Origin of the sequence: Entomomonas asaccharolytica (genome assembly GCF_016653615.1) — a bacterium.
Lineage (GTDB): Bacteria > Pseudomonadota > Gammaproteobacteria > Pseudomonadales > Pseudomonadaceae > Entomomonas > Entomomonas asaccharolytica.
The window spans coordinates 2,666,063-2,687,832 of the sequence record NZ_CP067393.1 but is presented as its reverse complement, the minus strand read 5'-3'; the positions used below and the strand labels follow the sequence as shown (position 1 = coordinate 2,687,832).

Annotated in this window: 21 protein-coding genes; 6 read left to right on the top strand and 15 right to left on the bottom strand. The window is 36.9% G+C overall.

Annotated features, from left to right (window positions below; all coding sequences use genetic code 11):
• Nucleotides 1-2: 2 nt before the first annotated feature.
• Complete coding sequence (thiL, locus tag JHT90_RS12500) at nt 3-947, top strand: thiamine-phosphate kinase (protein ID WP_201091504.1); 945 nt, start codon at nt 3-5, stop codon at nt 945-947.
• On the opposite strand, the gene zapE is transcribed toward thiL, so the two are convergent.
• Nucleotides 935-1,954 (bottom strand): cell division protein ZapE, encoded by a 1,020-nt coding sequence (gene zapE, locus JHT90_RS12495; protein ID WP_201091503.1) that lies wholly within the window; start codon nt 1,952-1,954, stop codon nt 935-937. The genes thiL and zapE overlap by 13 nt on opposite strands.
• Before the next feature lie 312 nt (nt 1,955-2,266).
• Between zapE and JHT90_RS12490 the strand changes: the two genes are divergently transcribed.
• The 3 genes from JHT90_RS12490 to JHT90_RS12480 all read left to right on the top strand — a co-directional run bounded on the left by JHT90_RS12490 (nt 2,267) and on the right by JHT90_RS12480 (nt 4,426).
• A complete protein-coding gene (locus JHT90_RS12490) occupies nt 2,267-2,707 on the top strand; it encodes a universal stress protein (RefSeq protein WP_201091499.1) in 441 nt (146 codons plus the stop codon).
• Nucleotides 2,708-2,744: 37 nt separating this feature from the next.
• Complete coding sequence (gene hpaA, locus JHT90_RS12485; RefSeq protein WP_201091498.1) at nt 2,745-3,674, top strand: 4-hydroxyphenylacetate catabolism regulatory protein HpaA; 930 nt, start codon at nt 2,745-2,747, stop codon at nt 3,672-3,674.
• Between the two features lie 83 nt (nt 3,675-3,757).
• Nucleotides 3,758-4,426, top strand: coding sequence for a hypothetical protein (locus JHT90_RS12480; protein ID WP_201091496.1), 669 nt, complete (start codon nt 3,758-3,760; stop codon nt 4,424-4,426).
• Nucleotides 4,427-4,478: 52 nt separating this feature from the next.
• Here JHT90_RS12480 and hpaC read toward each other — a convergent pair whose 3' ends face one another.
• Both hpaC and hpaB read right to left on the bottom strand, forming a co-directional pair.
• The gene (gene hpaC / locus JHT90_RS12475) at nt 4,479-4,979 is read right to left on the bottom strand and encodes a 4-hydroxyphenylacetate 3-monooxygenase, reductase component (protein WP_201095886.1); all 501 of its coding nucleotides are present in this window, start codon (nt 4,977-4,979) and stop codon (nt 4,479-4,481) included.
• Nucleotides 4,980-5,053: 74 nt separating this feature from the next.
• Entirely contained in the window at nt 5,054-6,619 is a 1,566-nt protein-coding gene (hpaB, locus tag JHT90_RS12470; protein ID WP_201091494.1) for a 4-hydroxyphenylacetate 3-monooxygenase, oxygenase component, read from the bottom strand.
• 245 nt (nt 6,620-6,864) lie between these two features.
• Between hpaB and JHT90_RS12465 the strand changes: the two genes are divergently transcribed.
• Nucleotides 6,865-8,049, top strand: a complete 1,185-nt coding sequence (locus tag JHT90_RS12465) for a Bcr/CflA family multidrug efflux MFS transporter (RefSeq protein ID WP_201091492.1) — start codon at nt 6,865-6,867, stop codon at nt 8,047-8,049.
• Between the two features lie 2 nt (nt 8,050-8,051).
• On the opposite strand, the gene JHT90_RS12460 is transcribed toward JHT90_RS12465, so the two are convergent.
• Nucleotides 8,052-8,675, bottom strand: a complete 624-nt coding sequence (locus tag JHT90_RS12460) for a transglycosylase SLT domain-containing protein (RefSeq protein WP_201091490.1) — start codon at nt 8,673-8,675, stop codon at nt 8,052-8,054.
• Between the two features lie 119 nt (nt 8,676-8,794).
• The gene (locus JHT90_RS12455) at nt 8,795-10,189 is read right to left on the bottom strand and encodes an FAD-dependent oxidoreductase (protein ID WP_201091488.1); all 1,395 of its coding nucleotides are present in this window, start codon (nt 10,187-10,189) and stop codon (nt 8,795-8,797) included.
• Between the two features lie 339 nt (nt 10,190-10,528).
• Between JHT90_RS12455 and JHT90_RS12450 the strand changes: the two genes are divergently transcribed.
• A complete protein-coding gene (locus tag JHT90_RS12450) occupies nt 10,529-11,101 on the top strand; it encodes a YajG family lipoprotein (RefSeq protein WP_201091486.1) in 573 nt (190 codons plus the stop codon).
• Nucleotides 11,102-11,167: 66 nt separating this feature from the next.
• On the opposite strand, the gene hpaI is transcribed toward JHT90_RS12450, so the two are convergent.
• The 10 genes from hpaI to JHT90_RS12400 all read right to left on the bottom strand — a co-directional run bounded on the left by hpaI (nt 11,168) and on the right by JHT90_RS12400 (nt 21,656).
• The gene (gene hpaI, locus JHT90_RS12445) at nt 11,168-11,968 is read right to left on the bottom strand and encodes a 4-hydroxy-2-oxoheptanedioate aldolase (RefSeq protein WP_201091484.1); all 801 of its coding nucleotides are present in this window, start codon (nt 11,966-11,968) and stop codon (nt 11,168-11,170) included.
• A gap of 17 nt (nt 11,969-11,985) precedes the next feature.
• On the bottom strand, nt 11,986-12,789 hold the full coding sequence (gene hpaH, locus JHT90_RS12440; protein WP_201091482.1) for a 2-oxo-hept-4-ene-1,7-dioate hydratase: 804 nt from the start codon (nt 12,787-12,789) through the stop codon (nt 11,986-11,988).
• Between the two features lie 10 nt (nt 12,790-12,799).
• On the bottom strand, nt 12,800-14,083 hold the full coding sequence (locus JHT90_RS12435) for an MFS transporter (protein ID WP_201091474.1): 1,284 nt from the start codon (nt 14,081-14,083) through the stop codon (nt 12,800-12,802).
• A gap of 352 nt (nt 14,084-14,435) precedes the next feature.
• Nucleotides 14,436-15,734: an MFS transporter gene (locus JHT90_RS12430; RefSeq protein WP_201091472.1), complete on the bottom strand. Its 1,299-nt coding sequence runs from the start codon at nt 15,732-15,734 to the stop codon at nt 14,436-14,438.
• Between the two features lie 81 nt (nt 15,735-15,815).
• The gene (locus JHT90_RS12425; protein ID WP_201091470.1) at nt 15,816-16,202 is read right to left on the bottom strand and encodes a 5-carboxymethyl-2-hydroxymuconate Delta-isomerase; all 387 of its coding nucleotides are present in this window, start codon (nt 16,200-16,202) and stop codon (nt 15,816-15,818) included.
• 92 nt (nt 16,203-16,294) lie between these two features.
• Nucleotides 16,295-17,143, bottom strand: coding sequence for a 3,4-dihydroxyphenylacetate 2,3-dioxygenase (gene hpaD / locus JHT90_RS12420; RefSeq protein ID WP_201091468.1), 849 nt, complete (start codon nt 17,141-17,143; stop codon nt 16,295-16,297).
• A gap of 104 nt (nt 17,144-17,247) precedes the next feature.
• Complete coding sequence (hpaE, locus tag JHT90_RS12415) at nt 17,248-18,708, bottom strand: 5-carboxymethyl-2-hydroxymuconate semialdehyde dehydrogenase (RefSeq protein ID WP_201091466.1); 1,461 nt, start codon at nt 18,706-18,708, stop codon at nt 17,248-17,250.
• On the bottom strand, nt 18,708-19,493 hold the full coding sequence (locus JHT90_RS12410; RefSeq protein ID WP_201091464.1) for a fumarylacetoacetate hydrolase family protein: 786 nt from the start codon (nt 19,491-19,493) through the stop codon (nt 18,708-18,710). Before JHT90_RS12410 ends, hpaE begins: the two co-directional genes overlap by 1 nt.
• 12 nt (nt 19,494-19,505) lie before the next feature.
• Nucleotides 19,506-20,252, bottom strand: a complete 747-nt coding sequence (locus JHT90_RS12405) for a fumarylacetoacetate hydrolase family protein (protein WP_201091461.1) — start codon at nt 20,250-20,252, stop codon at nt 19,506-19,508.
• Nucleotides 20,253-20,837: 585 nt separating this feature from the next.
• Nucleotides 20,838-21,656 carry a MoaF C-terminal domain-containing protein gene (locus JHT90_RS12400; RefSeq protein WP_201091452.1) on the bottom strand — a complete coding sequence of 273 codons (819 nt, stop codon included), beginning with the start codon at nt 21,654-21,656 and terminating at the stop codon, nt 20,838-20,840.
• Between the last annotated feature and the right edge of the window lie 114 nt (nt 21,657-21,770).

The following is a 21,770-nucleotide window of genomic DNA, read 5'->3' as shown; positions in this document are numbered from 1 at the left end:
CCATGGGCGAGTTTGAGTTAATTCAACACTATTTCAAAAACGCCCCATGTGCAACCTTAACGGCTGCTATTGCTTTAGGTATTGGTGATGATTGTGCTTTACTAAAACCAAGCCCTGCAATGGAAATAGCTATTTCTACTGATACACTGGTTGCTGATGTTCATTTTCCAACAAAGGGTGATCCTTTCTTTATTGCTCAACGCGCTTTAGCAGTTACAGTGAGTGACCTTGCAGCGATGGGGGCAAAACCTATTGGTTTTACATTGGCACTAACCTTACCAGAAGTTAATGAAAATTGGTTGCAAGCGTTTGCAGAAGGCTTGTGCGTAAAAGCCAAAGAATGTGCTATTCAGTTAATAGGCGGTGATACCACTAAAGGCCCACTAGCAATCACTATTACAGTACTTGGCGAAGTCCCTATGGGCAAAGCGTTACGTAGAGATGGCGCTCAAGTAGGTGATCTGTTATGTATTTCTGGTTGCTTAGGTGAGGCAGCTGGCGCTTTACCTATGGTACTAGCGGATAAACCCTTTGCTTCATCTCCATTATTAAAACAATATTGGTCTCCTATTCCTCAGTTAGTAATTGCTATGGCATTGAGAGATAAGGCAACAGCTTGTTTAGATATCTCTGATGGTTTGTTAGCGGACTGTGAGCATATTGCCAAGGCTTCTCAAGTAGCATTAGTTATTGAATTAGATAAGCTGCGTTTAAGTGCAGACTTACAAGCTAATTATCCATTGCAACAATGTCAACAATTAATGTTGACAGGAGGGGATGATTATCAATTGGCTTTTACTATACCAACTGGTTATATCGCAGAATTAGAAAACCAGTATCCTTCTATACAAGTAATTGGCAGAGTAGAGCAAGGGCAAGGTGTTAAAGTAATTGATAATAATGGACAGCTACTTTCTTTTACAAGCAAAGGCTATCAGCATTTTTGAAGTTGGTTAAGCCTGCTTTGTGTTCTCACCATATCACTAATAGCAGCATTTGCTAAGGTCTGTTGTAAAGAATAATGGGCCAAGAGATATAAGCATTTATTTTGATCGTACAAAATATCAATTAAATTAATAAAACGCTGTTGTGCGCCTATGCTGGTTTTATTCAATAAGGGAACATTATCTATTATCCAAGTATTAAATGTTTCTGTGAGAATAAGATAGTCCATACTGGCAGTATTTCCCTCACAAATATCTTCAAAATTAAATAAAATTGTGTTATCAGAATAATAAACAGGAGCAAGGGTACGATTACCAACCTGTAACGATATTGTTTGTGCGTTGTATTCAGGTAAAGATAATTGTTGTCTTTGCTCAATGGATGCAGGCGTAATATAGTAGCCCGCTGTAAAGCCCTGTTTTTTTGCCTGAGGTAATGTACGGTAATCTGTTTCACCTGCAATATTAATTATTGTCATATGTTTTTCAATTAACTTGATAGCAGGCAGAAAGCGTTCATGATATAGCGGATTAGGTAATAGCTCACGTGGTGAATAATTAGAGGTTGTAATCACAGCTATTTTGCGTTCAAACAGCGCTTTAAATAGCTGACTCATTAGCATAGCATCACCAATATCATGCACATGAAACTCATCAAAACAGAGTAATTTACAATGCTCTAATAACTCATCTAATGCTTGATTAAGAGAATCTTTGTGAGTGGAGTATTGGAAAATCTTTTGATGAAGTTGCCTAAAAAAACTATGAAAATGGAATCGCTTTTTCTCTGTGATAGGAATACCTTCAAAGAAGATATTCAATAGCCAACTTTTACCCCTACCTACAGGGCCATATAGATAATAGCTAGCTGGTTTTTTAATTTTTTTACCAGAGCAAAGTAGCTCGCTTAAATAAGATAATTGCTTGATAGTCTGTAGCTGTATCTTGTCAATGATATACTGTTGTTGTTGAGCTTGCTGTTGAAAATAATCTTCTAGTGAAAATATCATAATTAAAGGCTACGTGTAGAGTAATAGTTTATTTTTATATAAAAGACAGCTGATAAACAAAATAACAAATTCGCTGTTCATTTAAAAGAATTACATGCTCGCTTTAAATAAATTTATTTAGAATGGAGCAGTTTTGATAATTCATGAATGCTATAAAAATAACTAGTTATTATTAATGACAACTATTCAATATATCTTTTATACAACTAATCATGTTGTTATAGTGTATAGAGCTATCCAATAGATTAAAAATATGTTATAAAAAGTTTATTATTCTCAAATGTAATTTTTTTAAAATGATAAGGAAATTTTATGTTTTCATCTGTGCTTATTGCTATTGATGGTTGGGAATATACAACTCGTTTACTTGATTTAGCAAAGCGTATTTGTGTTGAGAACACAAAGGTGGAAGTAATTTATGTTGATAACAATTTTACAGGTAAATTAAAAAATATTAAGTACCTAGAAAATTCTACAGAAGCTGATATTGCAACAAGCCGTGAGCAGGTCATGCAAGATGCGTTATGTTATTTAAAAGTTACGGGTGATATTGGAGCTAAAGGCACAATTGTTGGTGGCGATACAGCAGATGTTATTATTAAATATGCTAAAAAAATAAATTGTGATCTTATTCTGATGGGACATCGCCATCTATCAAAATTAAATCGTTTCTTTGATCCTTCCATTACTATAAAAGTTGTAAAAAAAGCTCACTGTCCTGTATTGGTTGATAGTTTAAGTAAATTAGATTAAGTTTATAAACTGCGTTTAATTATTGTAGACAGTGGTTATGCACAAAGAAGATATTCCTAATATTAATATAGGGCAAGCCTATGATCAGCGTTATAAAGACGCTGATATTCACTATGAAGTATTAGGTAATCTGGCTGATTTTTTCGGGCGTACTATGCGTACGCATCGCCATGATCGCTTCTTCCAAGTTCATTATGTTAAAAGTGGGGTGATTCATTTATTTTTAGATGAACATCAATACCACGGTGAAGCGCCATTATTTTTTCTTACTCCTCCCGTTGTACCACATTCCTTTGTTACAGAAGATGGAAGTGATGGGCATGTATTAACCGTACGCCAACAAGTTATCTGGTCGCTATTGGATGAAATTCCTGAATTAAAAAATAACTTTAAAATAACCCCAGCGTGCGTGGCTATCAATAAACTGCCACAAGCGTTAATGGGTGAGGCTTATCATTTAGATTATTTGCTAGATCGATTACGGAAAGAGGCGAGTAATGCTAATTCAATAGGTAAAGCAGCAACATTACAGGGATTGGTAAAACTAATTTTTATTAGCATCTTTCGTTTAGCCGAGCAAAGTCATTTGTCGGCTGTGGATTCAATACAGTTTGAATCTAGCCACATATTTCGTCAATTTACAGAGCTTGTTGAGGAACACTATAAAGAGCATTGGCTGTTAAGTGCTTATGCTAATCAGATGAATATAACAGAAGCTAAATTAAATGAGATATGTCGCCAAATAGGTAATATTTCACCCAAGCAACTTATTCATGATCGATTGATGCAAGAAGCAAAGTATTCATTATTATTCACTGAACAAAGTATTATGGAAATTGGCTATTTATTAGGTTTTCAAGATCCCGCTTATTTTAGTCGGTTTTTTGCAAGACAATCTGGTACAACACCAAAAGAGTATCGAAAGACCATGGCACACCAGCCATATCGTCAATATTTTATGCGTTAATTAGAGAAATAGTTAAGTAATAAAATGTTACATATGTTAACATTTACTCCTTTTTTAAAAAGAAATAATCATTAAGGGTTACTATGAAACTAGTTAAATTATTATTGTCTGTAATATTTGTATTATCTGGTTGTCAAGCTACTTTTGTAGAAAAGTCTATATCTAAACCTGAACTACCATCATTGGGACATTATAAAAATAAACCAAATGCTTATATTCAAACTAAGTGGATTAATGGTAACCCGAATAAGTTTATAAAGTCAGATCCACGAGCTGATGCGGCATTAAAAAATGGTGTAACTAAGATAGTAAATGAAGCTCATTTGTTTAATTATTTTACTTTTGATAAAGATCAAGTTGAACAAGATGCACTTATATTTGATCGTGATAAAACAGATCGTGCTTATCAGAACAAAAAACCAATCGATTATACAATAGAGCTGATTGTATATGATAATTATGATAAAGTTTGGACAGATTGGGTACCTATTACACAATTATTTAGTTTAGGGTTAGTGCCTGTTTATGCTACTGATGAATTTATTGTAACTATGAAAGTTTATGATAATGAGGGTGAATTAATTAAATCTGGAAAAAATAGTACTGCAACTAGAACTTGGGTCAGTTGGTGGGTTTTACCACTTGGATTAACTAAGTATGATACTAAAGATGTTATTACTGAATTAGTGACTCAACAAGTTATAGCATTGTTTAAAGAATGTGTTGATCAAAATATTTTCCAATATAAGTAGTTATTGGTAGTAAAAGGGTTAGATCTTTTGAAAGGATCTACCCTCTATTTATTTAATTCCTAGGAATAGTATGGAATGCTCGGTTAAAGTAAGTTAAGCCATCACCATCGGTTCTTACATTAATATCATCTAATTCTACAAAGAATAGCGTGTGTGTACCTACTTCAGACATTTGTGAAATACGGCCTTGCAAGCTCGCTAAGGCATCGTTTAACACAGGTAGATTATGTAGCCCATCTTGCCAATCATGTAAATCAAAACGGTTACCCATTTCAACACCCGTCATACCTGCAAAGTGTTGTGCAACTTCAAGATGTTCTGCTGAGAGTACATTCACGCAAAGGTGCCCGTTTTCTTTAAAGATAGCATTCATTTCACTATTACGGTTGATACATACTAGAATTGTGGGCGGTGTATCTGTAATAGAGCATACGGCTGTTGCAGTAATACCACAACGGCCTGATTTACCATTGGTAGTAATAACATTAACAGCGGCCGCCATTGATGCCATTGAGTTACGAAACGCTTTTTGAGTAGGGGTTAGTTCTATCATAGTCATTTTTATTTTACGCCTATCTAAGCTAAGTAGTATATCACCACTTAGCTTTTTTTTGTTACAACGCTTGTTTACTGACGGATTTTATCCAGCATATTGAAGTCATCTGAATTATGTAGGTGTGGAACTTTCCAACCATCAATATCGTAATCAGAAAGACATTTATCAACCAGATCTAACATTTTTTGCATGGAGCCAGAAGCACGTGCATGGCCAAAACACTGTAAACGCACTTCATCTTGGTTGCCTGCATAGTTGATCTCATAAAGTTCATGACGACCTGCAAATTCACTACCAATAGCATCCCATAATAGTTTTAAGATTTTAATACGATCATGGTGGCTGATATCCGCTGAACCGCGACAGTAAACACTCAGGTATTTATCCAATTCAGGGTTTTTAAGATCACGCGCACCTGATGGTAAATAAATAAGACCACTGGCTACAGTTTGTTCAACAATTTTCTTAATAGCTGGGTAGGCAGTAGAAGTAAGATTACGATATACATGCATGGGTTCGTTACCTGGCAGGTAAGCACCATTTTTCCAAGGAGCAGCAGTTGACCACATTGCATCGGTTAATGCCCAATACATATTGCGCCATGCGACTACTTCGCCCACTTGGGCAGATACCCCACGGAAATCTAACGCACCTGTACATTCCAAAGCTTTAACTAATGCCCCTGTTAGAAAGTCTAATTTGACCGCTAACCGTACAGTCGCTTGCATTAAGAATAAACGGCCAAAACCACCTTCACCAAACCAACGCTTACAAAGATCAAAATCACGGTAGATGAATACGTTTTCCCAAGGAATAAATACATCATCTAAAATAAGGATTGCATCGTTTTCATCAAAACGGCTTGATAGTGGATAATCAAAAGGAGAGCCTGTCATACCTGCCATTAGTTCATAGGAAGGACGGCAGATTAATTTAACACCTCTGGCATTCATTGGCGTTAGGAACATTAAAGCAAAATCTGTATTATCACCTAATAATTGGGCTGAACCTTGTCCAATAAAGTTGTAGTGGGTTAATGCTGAGTTAGTCGCCACTACTTTAGCACCACTGACATAGATACCTTCTGCTGTTTCTTTTTTAACAGAAACAAATACATCTTTTACTTGATCCACTGGTTTGTTACGATCAATTGGAGGATTAACAATAGCATGGTTTAAATATAAGCAGCTTTCTTGAATACGTTTATACCAATCTCTTGCATTTTGCTCAAACTTGCCATAGAACTCAGGGTTAGCACCTAATACATCACCAAAGGCTGCTTTATAGTCAGCGGTGCGACCCATCCAGCCATAAGACATTCTTGCCCACGCTGCGATAGCATCACGTTGCTCGCGTAATTCTTCAGGGCTACGAGCAAAACGAAAGAATTTATGGGTATAACCACCATTACCTGTATCGGTTTCCCAGCATAGTTCATCTTTTGTTTCTGGGTCATGTAATGCATCATATAGTTTAGCTACAGAAGCAGCAGCATTACGAAATGCGGGATGGGTAGTTATATCTTCAACCTTATCACCATAGATATAAATTTCACGGCCATCTCTTAAACTCTCTAAGAATTCTGCACCCGTAAAAGGACGTTTAGTATCTGCGCGATAATCTTCAGGTTTTTTCATTATTTGTTAACTCCAATTTTATTTTTATTTGATTGCCTATTTATAATGCCTTGAGTTAATTTTAAAAAGAATGCTTTTTTCCTAGAAAAAATGGTACTTTTCATAGAAAACAGCCAGCTTTCCTTGTCTAATATTAAATATTATTGATCTTGCGCATTGAATTAATTTTTTCTGTTAGAATGGTAAATTAAGATAATAATGGACATAAGAGCACTTGCTATTCATATAAAAATAAGGAGTTTAAAGTGTCTTCTGCAACTAAATTAGAGCATGGAATATCTGTTCCTTTCTTAGTTTTATTAGCAGCATTGGTAGCTTTTGGGCCACTATCCATCGATATGTATTTGCCTAGTTTACCTACTATTGCAGAAAATTTAGGCGCTACCCAAGCAAAAGTACAATGGAGTATCAGTGGTTTTTTAATAGGTTTTTGTATAGGCATGTTGTTTTATGGCCCTCTGTCAGACCGTTATGGTCGTAAAGCTATTTTGATTGTTGGTATTTTTCTTTATTTGTTAAGCAGTTTAGCCTGCTTTGTGGCTGCCTCAGCCGATCAATTGGTTTTATTTAGGATAATTCAAGCCATTGGTGGTGGTGCAGCCTCTGTATTAGCAAGGGCAATCGTACGCGATTTATTACCCTTAGATAAGGCTGCTCATACCTTATCAATCATGCATGTTGTGACCATGATCGCACCTTTAATTGCGCCCTTAATTGGCGGCTATTTGATGTTATGGTTTGGCTGGCGCTCATTATTTTTAGGTTTATTTTTATTTGGCTTAGTATGTTTTATCTCGGTATTATTTATTAAAGAGACACTGTCAGCAGAACACCGTGGGGGTAGCATAGCTAAAGCATTTAGCGCCTATTGGCATATTTTGTTAGATAAAAATGCGTTAGGTTATATTCTTTGTATGGGAATGACTTTTGCTGGCATGTTTGCTTATATCACAGCTTCTTCCTTTGTGTTTATTAAGCATTTTGGTGTGCCAGACCAGTATTTTGGTTGGGTGTTTGGTTTAAATGTAATTGGCATAATGATTTTTACATTTACGGCTAGTCATTTCGTTAAGCGATATGGACCACGTCCAATTTTGCGGATAGGTACTACAGTTGCTTGTTTAGCAGGTGCTTTTTTATTAGTGGTTGCTTATTTTGAATGGGGTGGCATGTGGTCAGTGATGTTCTTTCTATTTTGTTATATCTCTGTAACGGGCACTATTGGCGCTAATTGTATAGCCTGCTTAATGTCTTTGTATCCTAAACAAGCAGGTGCCGCTTCTGCCTTAGCAGTAGCCACGCAGTTTGGTTTAGGTTTTATTGCCAGTTTTGTGGTAGGTTTATTGCATTTCTATGGGGCTATGAATATGGCCTTAGTATTAGCTTTCTGCGGTTTTGCAGGTTTTATGGCGTTGCGTATGGTTGATTAAATTCATACGCCAAGTACCCATTCCCAAAAGCCTTGTGGTTTCATCAACTCTTCCTTACAAGCACTGTATTGTGTGCCATAGTTACCTGAGCGCGTTTTTACTTTTTGAGCAACACCAATTAACCAAGATTTGCTATTATAAGTTTTGCGCTTATAACCACCCCAACCTTCGTGATAATTTAAATATTGGTTATAGGCATCCCATTTAGAAACACCGTTAACTTTTTGTGTTTTATCCATATACCAACCAATAAAATCCATGCTGTCAGCAAAGTTATTACGTTTAGCACCAGAATTACCCGTGTCTTTGATATAGTCATTCCATGTCATGGTTTGTGCTTGAGCAAAACCATAAGCTGTAGAGACGCGTCCCCAAGGGATAATCCAAAGAATATATTTACGTGGTGGTAGAGCAGAGCCATCAAACTTTGATTCTTGATGGATAAAAGCCATTGGCACTTGTGGCGGAACACCCCATTTACGCTCGGTATTTAAGGAAGCTTTGTACCAATGGCGTTTTTCTTTATAAATACTACAAATATTATCCAGATTTTGAGGAGGGCGATCTGCACAGCCAGTTATAACAGCGAATAATGTAAGGAGTAATAGGTACTTTCCAATAGGCATAGGATCATTCCATTCTAGAATCTTTCGAACTAGTCATTTATCTTATCATGTTAGCGCGATATATGTAGAATTTAAGCATAAAAAAACCGCCCAATAGGCGGTTTTTTTGAGAAGTTTGATTAAACCTCAGCCAGTGAATTTTCACTAGGACGGTCTATTTCTCTAAGTTCAACTTCCCCACTTAATAATTCTTCTTCAAAAGCTTGTTTATCTATATTGCAGTTTAAGAAGTTTGCAATTAGATACATGTCTTTTTCAGCATTACCAAGACAAGAAGTACCACCAGGTGACGGTGTCATATTAAATACAATACCTGTGCCTGGATTGATTTTTGCTTCTCCCATCATAAGTTTTTGTTGTTTTTTATCAATTACTTGTGGGCGAATACCACCAAAGCCACGAGCAAATGTAACATCTTTAACTTCTAAGGTAGGAATGATTTTCTTAATTTCTTTTAAGAATAAGCGTTCACGTAAAATAGGCACTTCATACATAAAGTTACGGAAGATATAACGACGTATATCGGAAACTTTAAGTAGTTTCCACAGTGCTTTCATCACACCAGTGCTTAAACTAAATACTTTCCAGAAATCTAAGAATGTTTTGAGATTATGACGTTCTAAAACAGGTAATACTAATGCGGTAGGCCCAAAGCGAGTTTTACCAGGCACAGAAACATCTGGATCACCATGGACAGCCGCAAAGGGAAGGTTAGGGTTTTGTACAGTATATACTTTACCCTGTAGCAATTGCGGTGTGAAATAATAAGAGCCAGCCATAGGTAAACAAGCAAGGTCTTTACCATAACCCATTTGGTGAGCAAATAGTAAGGAGTGGCCACCAGCCGCAACTACGATGTATTTTGCTTCCATTACCCCTGCATTTTCGGTGTGTACTTGGAAAGTATCACCTATTTTTTCAATTTTAGTGACAGGCGTTGCGAGCATTACATCACAGGTTTGGTTTTTGCTTTCAGAGAATTTTTTGGCGTTTTTGATGAAGGATTCAGAGAGAGTGTGATAGTTACAGGCGGTGTATTCATCTGTAGCACCAAGTGCATAAATTTCTTCTGATTCAGGTCTGCCTTCTACAATTTTTGGTTCTATTTCGGCTATTCCTTCACGCCCTAATTCTTTCAAATTTGGATACAGTTCTTTAAAAGCCTGAAACCGTTCACGTAATGAGTCACATTCTGTTTTCCCTACCCCTAATACCATCTTAGGATATTTTGAAATAATGTTATCACGTTCTTCTGGAGGTAATTTAGTGGCATAGTTTACAATCATACAAGCAGTACGTTTGGTAACGCGTGCCTTTTCTAATGTGTAATTGGTTTCTATGTCACCTTGGTGAATGGTTTGACTGTTATTACAACTTTTCGAGTTAACTGCTGCTACTTGGGGGTACTTTTCTAAAAGACCAATAGCTTGAAGGTCTGTAAAGCGGCTTAGTTGGTATAGTAATGCTGTACCAGATACACCACCACCAATGATTAGCACGTCATACGTTTTCATATGCTCGTCACACTCTTATTTATTAGTAAATTAATAAGCTACTATCATGCTGGCTAAGCAAATAGTTAATTTTTGTTTGTGTAGATGTTTTTATAATAAACTACGTTTTATACTGACAATAGAAAACGAGAAAAAATCCATTGTTTTTATTAAAACGACCATTTCTAAAAAACATGGCTGCACATTATACCGATGAAATACTATGTAGGTCTATTTGTAATACAAAATATCTTCAATAAATTATTTAAAATATATTTTGTATAGTTTTTATTAAGGTAATATTGAAGTGATGTGATTATACTACAGCAACTGTAAATAGTTTACTTGGAGACTTTTGAAATGATATTTAGGCAAGGATTATTAGTGTGTTTAATGTTAGTAGGTTTATTAACAGGTTGTGCATTAAGTCCCCAGCAATTAACGCCTGATCCAGTAATTTCGCAAGCTTTGCCTCAGGTAGGGCATGGCCAATCTGTTAATGTCAGAGTAACAGATAACCGTGGTACAGAGGTTATTGGTACTCGTGGTGGATTATATGCCTCTACCAGCAATATTAACTTACAAGCTAGTGATATTTTACCTAAATTGCAGCAACAAGCAGAGCAAGCTTTAACTAAGATGGGATATAAGCCTCAAACGGGCGGTGGAGATATAACATTAACTATTATTATTGATACTATTTCCTATCAAGCAACTGATAGTTCATTAGCTAATGGGGCAGATATTAAAGCTATATTGCGCTCACAATTACAGACTCCAAGTAAATCCTATAATGGCCGTTATACTTCAAGTATTTCGCAAAACTTTGCTTCAGCGCCTAATTTAGCCACAAATAATCAGTTAGTGGGGGAAGTATTAAGCAATGCGTTAACCAGTTTATTTAAAGATACGCATTTAACAGACGCCATGTAATGGTAGGGTAGTTATAAAAAAGCCATGATAGTTAACTATCATGGCTTTTCTGTTATAAAGAGGTAGTTAGTAAACACCAACAACTTGAGTAGAGCTTGTTTTACCTTTAAATTCATCCGCTAAATTTTTAAGTGATTGCATAAAAATACTGGTATCCGTACCCACCGCTACAAAGTTACAGCCTAGTTCAATATAACGTTTCGCCAGTGCTTTATCAGCCATTAAAATACCAGAAGCTTTACCTGCTTGTTTAATGCGTTGCAAGGCGTGTTCAATCGCCTCTTGTACCTCAGGGTGTTTAGGGTTACCTAAATGGCCTAATGAAGCGGATAGATCAGCAGGGCCGATAAATACGCCATCAACCCCTTCAGTATTGACGATAGCGTCTAAGTTATCTAAACCTGCTTTGGTTTCTATTTGTACCAATAAGCAAAGTTCATCACCTGCTTTATGGAGATAGTCAGGTATCGTATTCCAACGAGAAGCACGCGCTAGCGCACTGCCTACACCACGAATACCTTTTGGTGGATAGTGCATGGCTTTGACAAGCTCAGCGGCTTGTTCTGCGGTATCAACCATTGGAATTAATAAGGTTTGCGCACCAATATCCAGTAATTGTTTAATAATGGCTGTATCGCCAATACGAGGGCGAATTACAGGCTGGCTAGCATAAGGAGCAATAGCCTGTAATTGTTCCAGTAGTGTGCGTAGATCATTAGGAGCATGTTCGCCATCTAGTAATAACCAATCGAAATCTGCATTGGCCGCTAGTTCTGCCGTATAGGCATTGGCTAAGCCTAACCATAAACCAATAATGGACTCACCACTTTGTAGACGTCTTTTAAAATGATTAACAGGAAGTTGCACAATAGTGTTCCTCGTTATTAAACAAAACGGCAGGCAATAGAGCCTAGTGGGCCGTATTCAACATGGAAAGTGTCATCAGGATTAGCATCAACAGGGCGAGTAAATGAACCACCCAATACAATTTCCCCTGCATTTAATGTTACACCGTAGGGCGCTAATTTGTTTGCGAGCCATGCTACACCTTTAGCAGGATGATTGAGTACCGCTACAGATACCCCTGATTCTTCCACCACACCGTTTTTATAGAGAATGCCTGGAATTGAACGTAAATCAATGTCCATGGGGCGGATAGGACGACCACCTAAGATAATACCTGCATTAGCCGCATTATCAGAAATCGTATCAAATACTTTACGAGTGACTTTGGTTTCTGGGTCAATACGTTGAATCCGAGCATCAATAATTTCTAAGGCAGGCACTACATATTTAGTGGCATCTAATACATCAAAGATAGTACAGTTTGGCCCGCGTAATGGTTTCTCCAAAATAAAAGCTAATTCAACTTCAATACGGGGTACGATAAAACGACTGTGTGCAATATCAGTCCCTTCTTCAAATAGCATATCATCTAATAAGGTTCCATAATCTGGTTCAGTAATATTAGAAGACATTTGCATAGCGCGAGAAGTTAAACCAATTTTATGACCAATCATTTTGCGACCATCATTAATTTTTTTCTCAACCCATGCTTGTTGAATAGCATAAGCATCTTCAATGGTCATATTGGGATGTTGTAGAGAAAGCTGTTTTATTTGAGTACTGTTACGTTCAGCTTCATCTAAACGTTCTACGGCTTCTTGAATAGATTTATTATCGATCATTATTTTTTCCTTAATGTTTCAAAGAGCGTGCAGGGATTAATAATACCAGTAAAGCACCTAAAGCGATAAGTATTGCCAGAATATAAAGACCTATACTGGTGGAGCCTGTGTTGGTTTTTACCCAACCAATTAAATAAGGGGCAAGAAATGAAGCTAGATTACCTAAGGAGCTAACCAAGGCAATGCCAACGGCTGCGTTTTGGTTGCTTAGAAAGGCAGGTGGGATTTGCCAGAACATAGGTAGTGCTGTACCTACACCCATTGTTGCTACGCTTAAGAACAACATTAAGATAATTAAGTTGTGGGTAAATAAGCCAGCGCCAATAAAGCCAAAGGTTACCATGAATAATGGGACTATCAAATGCCAACGGCGTTCATTGTTTCTATCTGCTGAAGCACCTGTGGCAATCATAAATACACAAGCGAGAATCCAAGGGATAGCGGTTAATAAACCAACGTGTGTTTTATTCTCAACACCTGTGGTAGAAATTAAATCAGGCATCCAAAAATTAACGGCATTCATGCCCAACATTACTGCAGAGTAAATACCAAATAATATATACAGTTTAGGTTCTTTGATAAATTCAGTGAGAGAGGTCGTGCTGTTTTGTTTTTTACCTTCTTCAGTATGTAATTCTTTATCAAGTTGTAGTTTTTCATTTTGGCTTAGCCACTTAACCTCTTTGTAGTTGTCAGGAAGGTAAAAAAGTACTACCACCCCCAGTATCACAACAGGTAAGCCTTCCAATAATAACATCCACTGCCAACCATGTAAGCCAGCAGAACTATGGAAGGTTTGAATAATCCAGCCTGATAAAGGCCCACCAAAAATACTGGCCATAGGCACAGCTAAGGTAAACATGGCTGTGATCTTGCCACGATAGCGAGCAGGGAACCAACGATTGATATACACTAAAATACCTGGAAAGAAGCCTGCCTCAGCCATACCTAATAAGAAACGTAACACATAGAATTGAGTGCTATTTTGAGCAAACATCATGCCCGTTGAGCAGATTCCCCAAAATAACATCATAAAGGCAATCCAGCGTCTTGGCCCAAACTTGTCTAGCAACATATTGCTAGGAACGCCAAAAATCATATAAGAGATAAAAAACAAACCTGCCCCAAAACCGTACATTGCATCGGTAAGGCCTAGGTCAATACTCATCGTGCCTTTAGCGAAACCAATATTAACGCGGTCGAGATGGGCAAATATATAACAGATGAGTAGTAGTGGTACTATACGTAAGGTGATCGTACGAACGGTATGATTCGTAGTGACATGTGCATTCATGCAGTAATAGCTCCGATTATTTTTTATTTTAAAAATTTAATGAAGTTTTATTGTTGGTTATAAAAATAATTATTTTTATGACTGATCTTGGTTGAATTACATCAAGTTGTAGTTATCCTAATTAACTAAACCAAGCTTGATATTTTTTATAAATATATTTTTTGAAAACAGATTACCTAAGGACTCACAAAGTAAGTGTTGCATAGCTCTATTACCTTTTATTTTTATTAGTAAATTAATAGTCAATTTGTAAAACTTTGACATGAATCAGTTATTTTGTCAATTCATTAAATGCTATAAAAAAGGCCATTTAGTTGTTAACTTAATGACCTTTAACTAACCGTTTATAAGGTCAATGAGGGTAACTTATTGGTTGTTTTGGAGGTTTAATCAATAGGACTAATCCTGCACCACATACAATTAATAAGGCTAAAATATATAGCCCAATACTGGGTGAGCCGCCCGTCATATCTTTAACCCAACCAATTAGGTAAGGTGCAAGAAAGCCCGCTAAATTACCGAGTGAGCTGACTAAAGCAATACCTGCAATGGCATCTTTACTGGTTAAAAACATCGGTGGAATTTGCCAGAACATTGGCAATGCAGTAGCTGCGCCCATAATAGAAATACTTAAGAAAGTTACTACTAACACCGTGCTATGGGTAAACATACCTGTGCCAATAAAGCCAATAGCTGCCATTAGTAAAGGCACAATTAAATGCCAACGACGTTCATTATGGCGATCAGCAGACATGCCTGTTAGAATCATAAAAATACAAGACAAGCCCCAACAGAAGGGGGTAAGTAAACCTACTGTTGTTTCTGTTTCTACACCACTGCTTTTAATTAGATTGGGCATCCAGAAATTATTAGCATTAATCCCTAGCATTACCGCAAAGTAGATACCAAACAGTAACCATAATTTAGTATCTTTGATAAAGGCTAATAAGGGCATATTGGTTTTTGCTGATTCCTCATGCTGTTGCTCATATGCTAATTGTTGCTTTTCTTCATCTGTTAACCATTTCACCTTTTTATAATGATCGGGCAGATAGAACATAATAACAATGCCTAATAACACAACAGGCAACCCTTCCAACAGGAACATCCATTGCCAACCATGCAAACCTGATGAGCCATGAAAGTAATCAATAATCCAGCCCGAAATAGGTGCCCCTAATACGCTAGCAAGAGGCACTGCTAAGGTAAACATGGCGGTGATTTTGCCACGACGACGGGAGGGAAACCAACGGTTAATATAAATAAGAATGCCAGGGAAAAAACCTGCTTCTGCCACCCCTAGTAAAAATCTGAGAATATAAAATTCAATATGATTACTGATAAACATGGTAGCGGTTGAGAGTAATCCCCATATCACCATAATCAGGGCAATCCAACGACGCGGGCCAAACTTTTCGAGCATCATATTGCTAGGTACGCCAAACAGCATATAGGCAATAAAAAATAATCCTGCGCCCGTTCCATACATTGTATGGGTTAGCCCTAAGTCAAGGCTCATTGAGTCTTTGGCAAAACCAATATTCACTCGATCAAGATGGGCGAATATATAGCAGATTAATAATAAAGGAATTAAGCGCAAGGTGATATTGCGCACCACCTTGTCACTCACAGGTTGTATATTTGTGTTCATAATCCAGTTATCTTGTCGTTGTTATAAAAAAAACTAACTATTGTGTTTATTATGTTAGTAACTATAAATTAATTAGCCATGCTACTGGTTAGCAAGAAAAGCATGGATATTATTTTGCTTATAGTTTAAATCAGCATTTAGTTCTTCCATTTCAAAAGAAAGTGCTAGTAAACGTTTTGCCTGTAAATCTGCAAAGTGTTCTTTAATGGTTTCAAATAATTGATCAGCCACTTTTTTACGGGTTGCTAAGTCTCGACCAGCACCTACTTTTAACGTCATATGGATAAATCCATAGTCGTGTTTAGCATCAGCCATACGGTAAATATCCATACGAATAGCGCGACTACGAATACCTCCTAAAGGAAAGACACCACTATCACCTAACACTTGATGTACTTTCTCAAAGAGACCAGCAAAATCTGCAACACCTTCTAAATTAGCAGAATATTCAGCAATAAAATGAGGCATTTTAAATACTTCTCCACAGCTTATGTAAAGAGCTTATTAAGTTAAAAAACCTGCACTTGTTAAAGTACAGGTTTAGGATAGGAATTGGTAAATTATGCTACAGGGAAAACAGCGTTAACTTGACCTGTTCCAGAGCTTGCAAATAGTTCTGTGACAAATTCAACTTTACCTTGGTAGTTTTCACCACCTAATGCACCTAGCAGCATAGAGGTATCGTGCATACCACCTTCACCAAAACAGCTCGCAGCATAGTCACCTAGCATAGAGCAGAATTCTGGCCATTGACCATTTTTCCACATTTCTACTACACGTAGGTCAACTTGATGATCGAATTCACGGGTATAAGCATCAAAACATTTTTCGGCAATACGATCATAAGCAAAACGGTGTGACAGTGAACCACTGGCTAAAATGGCGACAGTCCCATCATATTCTTGGATCGCTTCAGTTACTGCCGCACCCAATGCGCGACTATCTTCTAAATCATGTGAAGTACAGAAAGCAGAAATGGATACTACTTTGAATTTATTGTCTGAGTTCATATAGCGCATGGGTACTAACGTACCGTACTCCAGTGCTAATGAAGGGATACGATGAGATAATGCACGTACATTCTTTTTAACCGCATAACGGGCGATCATATCAGCTAACTCAGGATTACCATAGTATTCATATTCCATATCACGAATAAAATGAGGTAATTCATGGCTTGTATAAATACCTTTAAAGTGATCATTAGCATTAATATGAAAACCACTATTAACTAACCAATGAGTATCAAATATCACCATGGTATCAACCCCTAGTTCACGACAACGGCGGCTGATTTCTTTATGGCCATCAATCGCAGCTTGGCGACAACCATTTGTTTTACCAGGTAGTTCAGAAAGATACATTGATGGTACATGTGTTACTTTTGCAGCAAATGCTAACTTACCCATGCTGAGTCTCCAACTATTATTTTTATCAGTAAAATATTATATTTATTCAGTATTACTTATTTAGTTTGTTAGCTAGGCTCTGTGCAGAGCCTAACTGAGCGTTATTAAATTCCCCAACGAGGAATATGGTGACTACCCATAGAAATACACACATTTTTAATTTCTGTGAACACTTCGAAACTGTATTCTCCACCTTCACGCCCTGTTCCGCTAGCTTTAACACCACCGAAAGGTTGACGTAAGTCACGAACGTTTTGGCTATTAATAAACACCATACCTGCCTCGATACCACGCGCAACACGGTGCGCTTTGCCAAGATCATTAGTCCAGATATAAGAGGCTAAACCATATTCAACATCGTTAGCTAATTTTAAGCCTTCTGCTTCGTCTTTGAATTTGATTAAACATACTACTGGGCCAAAGATTTCTTCTTGAGCGATACGCATTTGATTATCCACATCGGCAAATACAGTAGGTTGAATAAATTGACCTTTAGAAAGATGAGCAGGTAAGTTAGCTGGGCGCTCTAAACCTCCTGCAAGTAATTTAGCGCCTTCTTCCATACCAATTTTGATATAGCCCGTTACTTTATCGTAATGCTGTTGGGTAATCATTGAGCCTACTTGGGTATTAGGATCAGTTGGGTCGCCAACAATTAAGCGTTTAGCACGGGCAGCAAATTCTGCTACGAATTTGTCGTAAACACTTTCTTGAATAAAGATACGAGAACCAGCCGTACAACGTTCACCATTTAAGGAGAAGATAGTAAATAGGGCAGCATCCAAGGCTCTATCTAAATCAGCATCTTCAAAAATTAATACAGGTGATTTACCACCTAATTCCATAGAGTATTTTTTAATTCCCGCTGAAGCCATAATACGACGCCCTGTTGCAGTACCGCCTGTAAATGATACAGCACGTACATCATGATGTTGCGCAAGTGCTGCACCAGCAGTAGCGCCATAACCTTGAATAACGTTTAAGACACCTGCTGGAATACCAGCTTCTAATGCTAATTGGCCTAGCTCATAAGCCGTTAAAGGAGAAAGTTCTGACATTTTTAAAACAGCTGTGTTACCTAATGCTAAACAAGGTGCTGTTTTCCAAGTGGCAGTCATAAAAGGTACGTTCCAAGGCGAGATCAAACCGCATACACCCACTGGTTGATAGAGGGTGTAGTTAAGCATTTGATCGTCTACTGGGTAGGTATGACCATCCATACGGGTACAAATTTCTGCAAAAAAGTTGAAGTTATGGGAAGCGCGTGGAATTAATACATTTTTTGTTTGGTGAATCGGTAAGCCAGTATCTTTCGTCTCTAACTCAGCAATTCTAGGTACGTTTTTGTCAATTAATTCACCTAGATTACGCATTAAACGCGCACGCTCTTTAGCAGGGGTATTTGCCCATTTAGGAAAGGCTTCTTTCGCAGCAGCTACCGCATCGTTGACTTCTTTTTCGCCACCACTAGCCACTTCACAGATTTCTTCCATAGTGGCAGGGTTGTAGTTAATAAATGTTTCTTTACTTTCAACTTCTTTGCCATTAATCCAATGTTTTAACATTATTTTTCTCCAATCGCGTTAGTACCATATTTTTCAAAGAATTCTTGTTCAGTAACAATAAAGTTAGTTAAGCTACCAATTCCTTCCATCTCTACTACCACTTTATCGCCAGGTTTAACGTCTGATAAACCTTTTGGCGTACCTGTGGCAATCATGTCACCTGGCTGTAAGGTCATAAAGTTAGAAAGGTATTCAATTAAATAAGGTACGTTAAAGATCATATCTGCTGTCGTACCTTCTTGGCGTAATTCGCCATTAACCCATGTCCGTAAAGTTAGTTTAGATGGGTCTGGTACTTCATCAGCAGTAATAATGTATGGACCAACGGGCGTGGTGCAGTCACGATTTTTAACCCGCAGATTAGGGCGGTAGTAATTTTCTAAGAAATCACGAATGGCATAGTCATTACAAAGAGTATAACCAGCCAAATAAGATAAAGCATCAGCTTGGCTAACATTACGGGCTTTTTTGCCTATAACAGCTACCAGCTCGCACTCATAATGCATATAGTCAACATTATCTGGGCGCCATGTATGACATAAATGACCAGTATAGGTAGTAGGCGCTTTAATAAATACTAATGGTTCGGTGGGCGCTTTAAATTCAAGTTCAGCAGCGTGGTCAGCATAGTTCAAACCAAGTGCAAACATATTACCCGTTGCAGGCGGTAACCACTCAACTTCAGTTTCTTGTAATACACGACCATCTTTTAAACGAACTGCATTATTTTCTTCAACCAATACTTCAAAGTTCTCGCCTTGATAGCGGATACGAGCATATTTCATAGTTAGGACTCCTTATTCGGCGATAACAGTGTTTACGAGGGTACCAATACCTTCAATAGTGACTTCAACAAGGTCACCTACATTGATATCAACACGGCCTTCTGGAGTACCTGTTAAAATAATATCGCCTGCTTTTAAGGTCATAAATTCACTGAGCTCCTCAATAAGCTGCGGGATATTACGTACTAAATTGGCAGTAGAATTTTGTTGGCGAACTTCACCATTGATACTGACACTGATCGCTAAGTTATCAGTATTAACAGCGTCTGTTGCAACTAACCATGGCCCCATTGGACAGAAGCTATCACGGCATTTCGCTTTAACAGCAGGGCGGTAATAGCTATCTTCTGGCAAGCTAACTTCGTTTACAATGGTAAAACCTGCTACATAGTTCAGTGCTTGTTGTTTAGTAACACGACTAGCGTCTTTCGCCATCACAAAAGCAAGTGCAGGGCCAGCTTGAATTTGCTCAACACCTGTTGGAAATACAATATTGCCTAAATGGTTATTATAGGTATTAGGTGTTTTGATAAATAATACAGGTTTGATAGGTGGTTTTTGATAAGGTGGTTCGTTAAACTCTGTTAAACGGCTTTCTAGTAAGCCTTTATAATTAAGAGCTACACCATAAACTGTACCTATGCTTATAGGTAACCATTCAGGGTTCGTAATTGTTTGACCATTATGTGTAACACTACCATTGTTATCAACATTAACAAGGGTGCGTTGCCCATTTAGGTTAACAAATCCTCTACGCATACATTCTCCTGTTGCAATTATAATTGTTTTAAGTTACTAGCTAAACTAAGGGTATGTTTATTTTGCTACTTAACTATAACTAGACTCTAACTGAGAGAGTTTTGGTATAAAGAAAGTTCAATTAGCATTCCTAACACGCCAATAGTTATTGTTTATAATTATTCAAAGCAAGTTAATTAATATCTTGTATTTATTAGTGATAATACAAAGTTAAATTTATATATTTTTATTAGTTTCTCTATTGTTGGTTTTTATAAAGAGTTTAAATAAAAATAACTATAAAGTAATAAGTTATATTAGTAGTTCGTAATTACTTAGTCCAGTCTTTTGTTGGTTAAATTAATAATAGGTGGCTATTAGCTAAATAGTTTGCTGTAGTAGGTTGTAAATAATAGATAAACCAATTTTAGGTTCATTTATAGGATATTTATATGCTATATAAGCTTCATGTTGTAATTACTATAATTGTTCAAAAGTGAGTTTATAATGAAAAAATCCTTAATATTAGTAGGCTAACTAATATTAAGGATTTTTGGCTAAAAAAATAACTACAACCTATTATTTCTTAAGTAACTAAAAGAAGTGTTAAGAAAGTCTATTTTTCATATTTTCTAAAAAGATACTATAAGGTATGTTTGGTTTATTAATCATTGAAAAATAGGGGCTATAATGAATATTAAACATGCTATCAGTGGTATTGATTTGGTTGTAACCATAAGCTTTACCATCTGCACGCAAGAAATTAGTATCTATTAACATAAGTCCCATATAAGGTAATCTTTTTCTTGACCAAATTAACAAATACAACTTATCGGCTATTTTATAATAATGGCAGGGGTTAGTATCAGCTAAGCCCGCTGTTTCACCCACTAAACAGTGCCATGTGTAGTGATTTTGGTTAAGATAAATATGTTCATACACTCTTTCAAAACCACTAAAATACAAGAAGCGTGCTCCAATTAGTTCGTCTGTTTGGTTGTGTAAATCTTGTTTTTCATAAGGTTTGTCTAAACTACCTTGGATAATTGATAGATCAATAGTCGCTATATTTGGCTTGAATTGCTTAAAAGCTTTAGCAGTAGGTATATTTGATAGGTAGCCAACAACTTCTGTAAATGTTTGATTAATAAGATCTAAAATAATGGAAATTGATTGTTCTTGAAAAATGTAATCAATGAAATATATACCATCACGGACAGAAGTAGCTTTGTAATCAGCTTTTTGTTGCGTATTAGTGTCAGGGTCGTACCAAATGATTTGCTGTTTTTTTAGATTATATTCAATACTGTCACCATGGGTAGGATATAGTATAAAAAAAAGTCCTTCTAATTCTGTGACATCAGGTAAAATAAATTCCTTGGGCCTTCCTGACACAGAGTAATCATGTGTTTTTATTTGATACATTCTAGTATCCTCTATTTGTCCTTTACTGTACTAATATGCAACCAAATTGTATAGTTTGCTATTCGCCAAAAGGCGAATATGTTTTTAAAGGCTTGTTAAATAAAAAGATAGTGT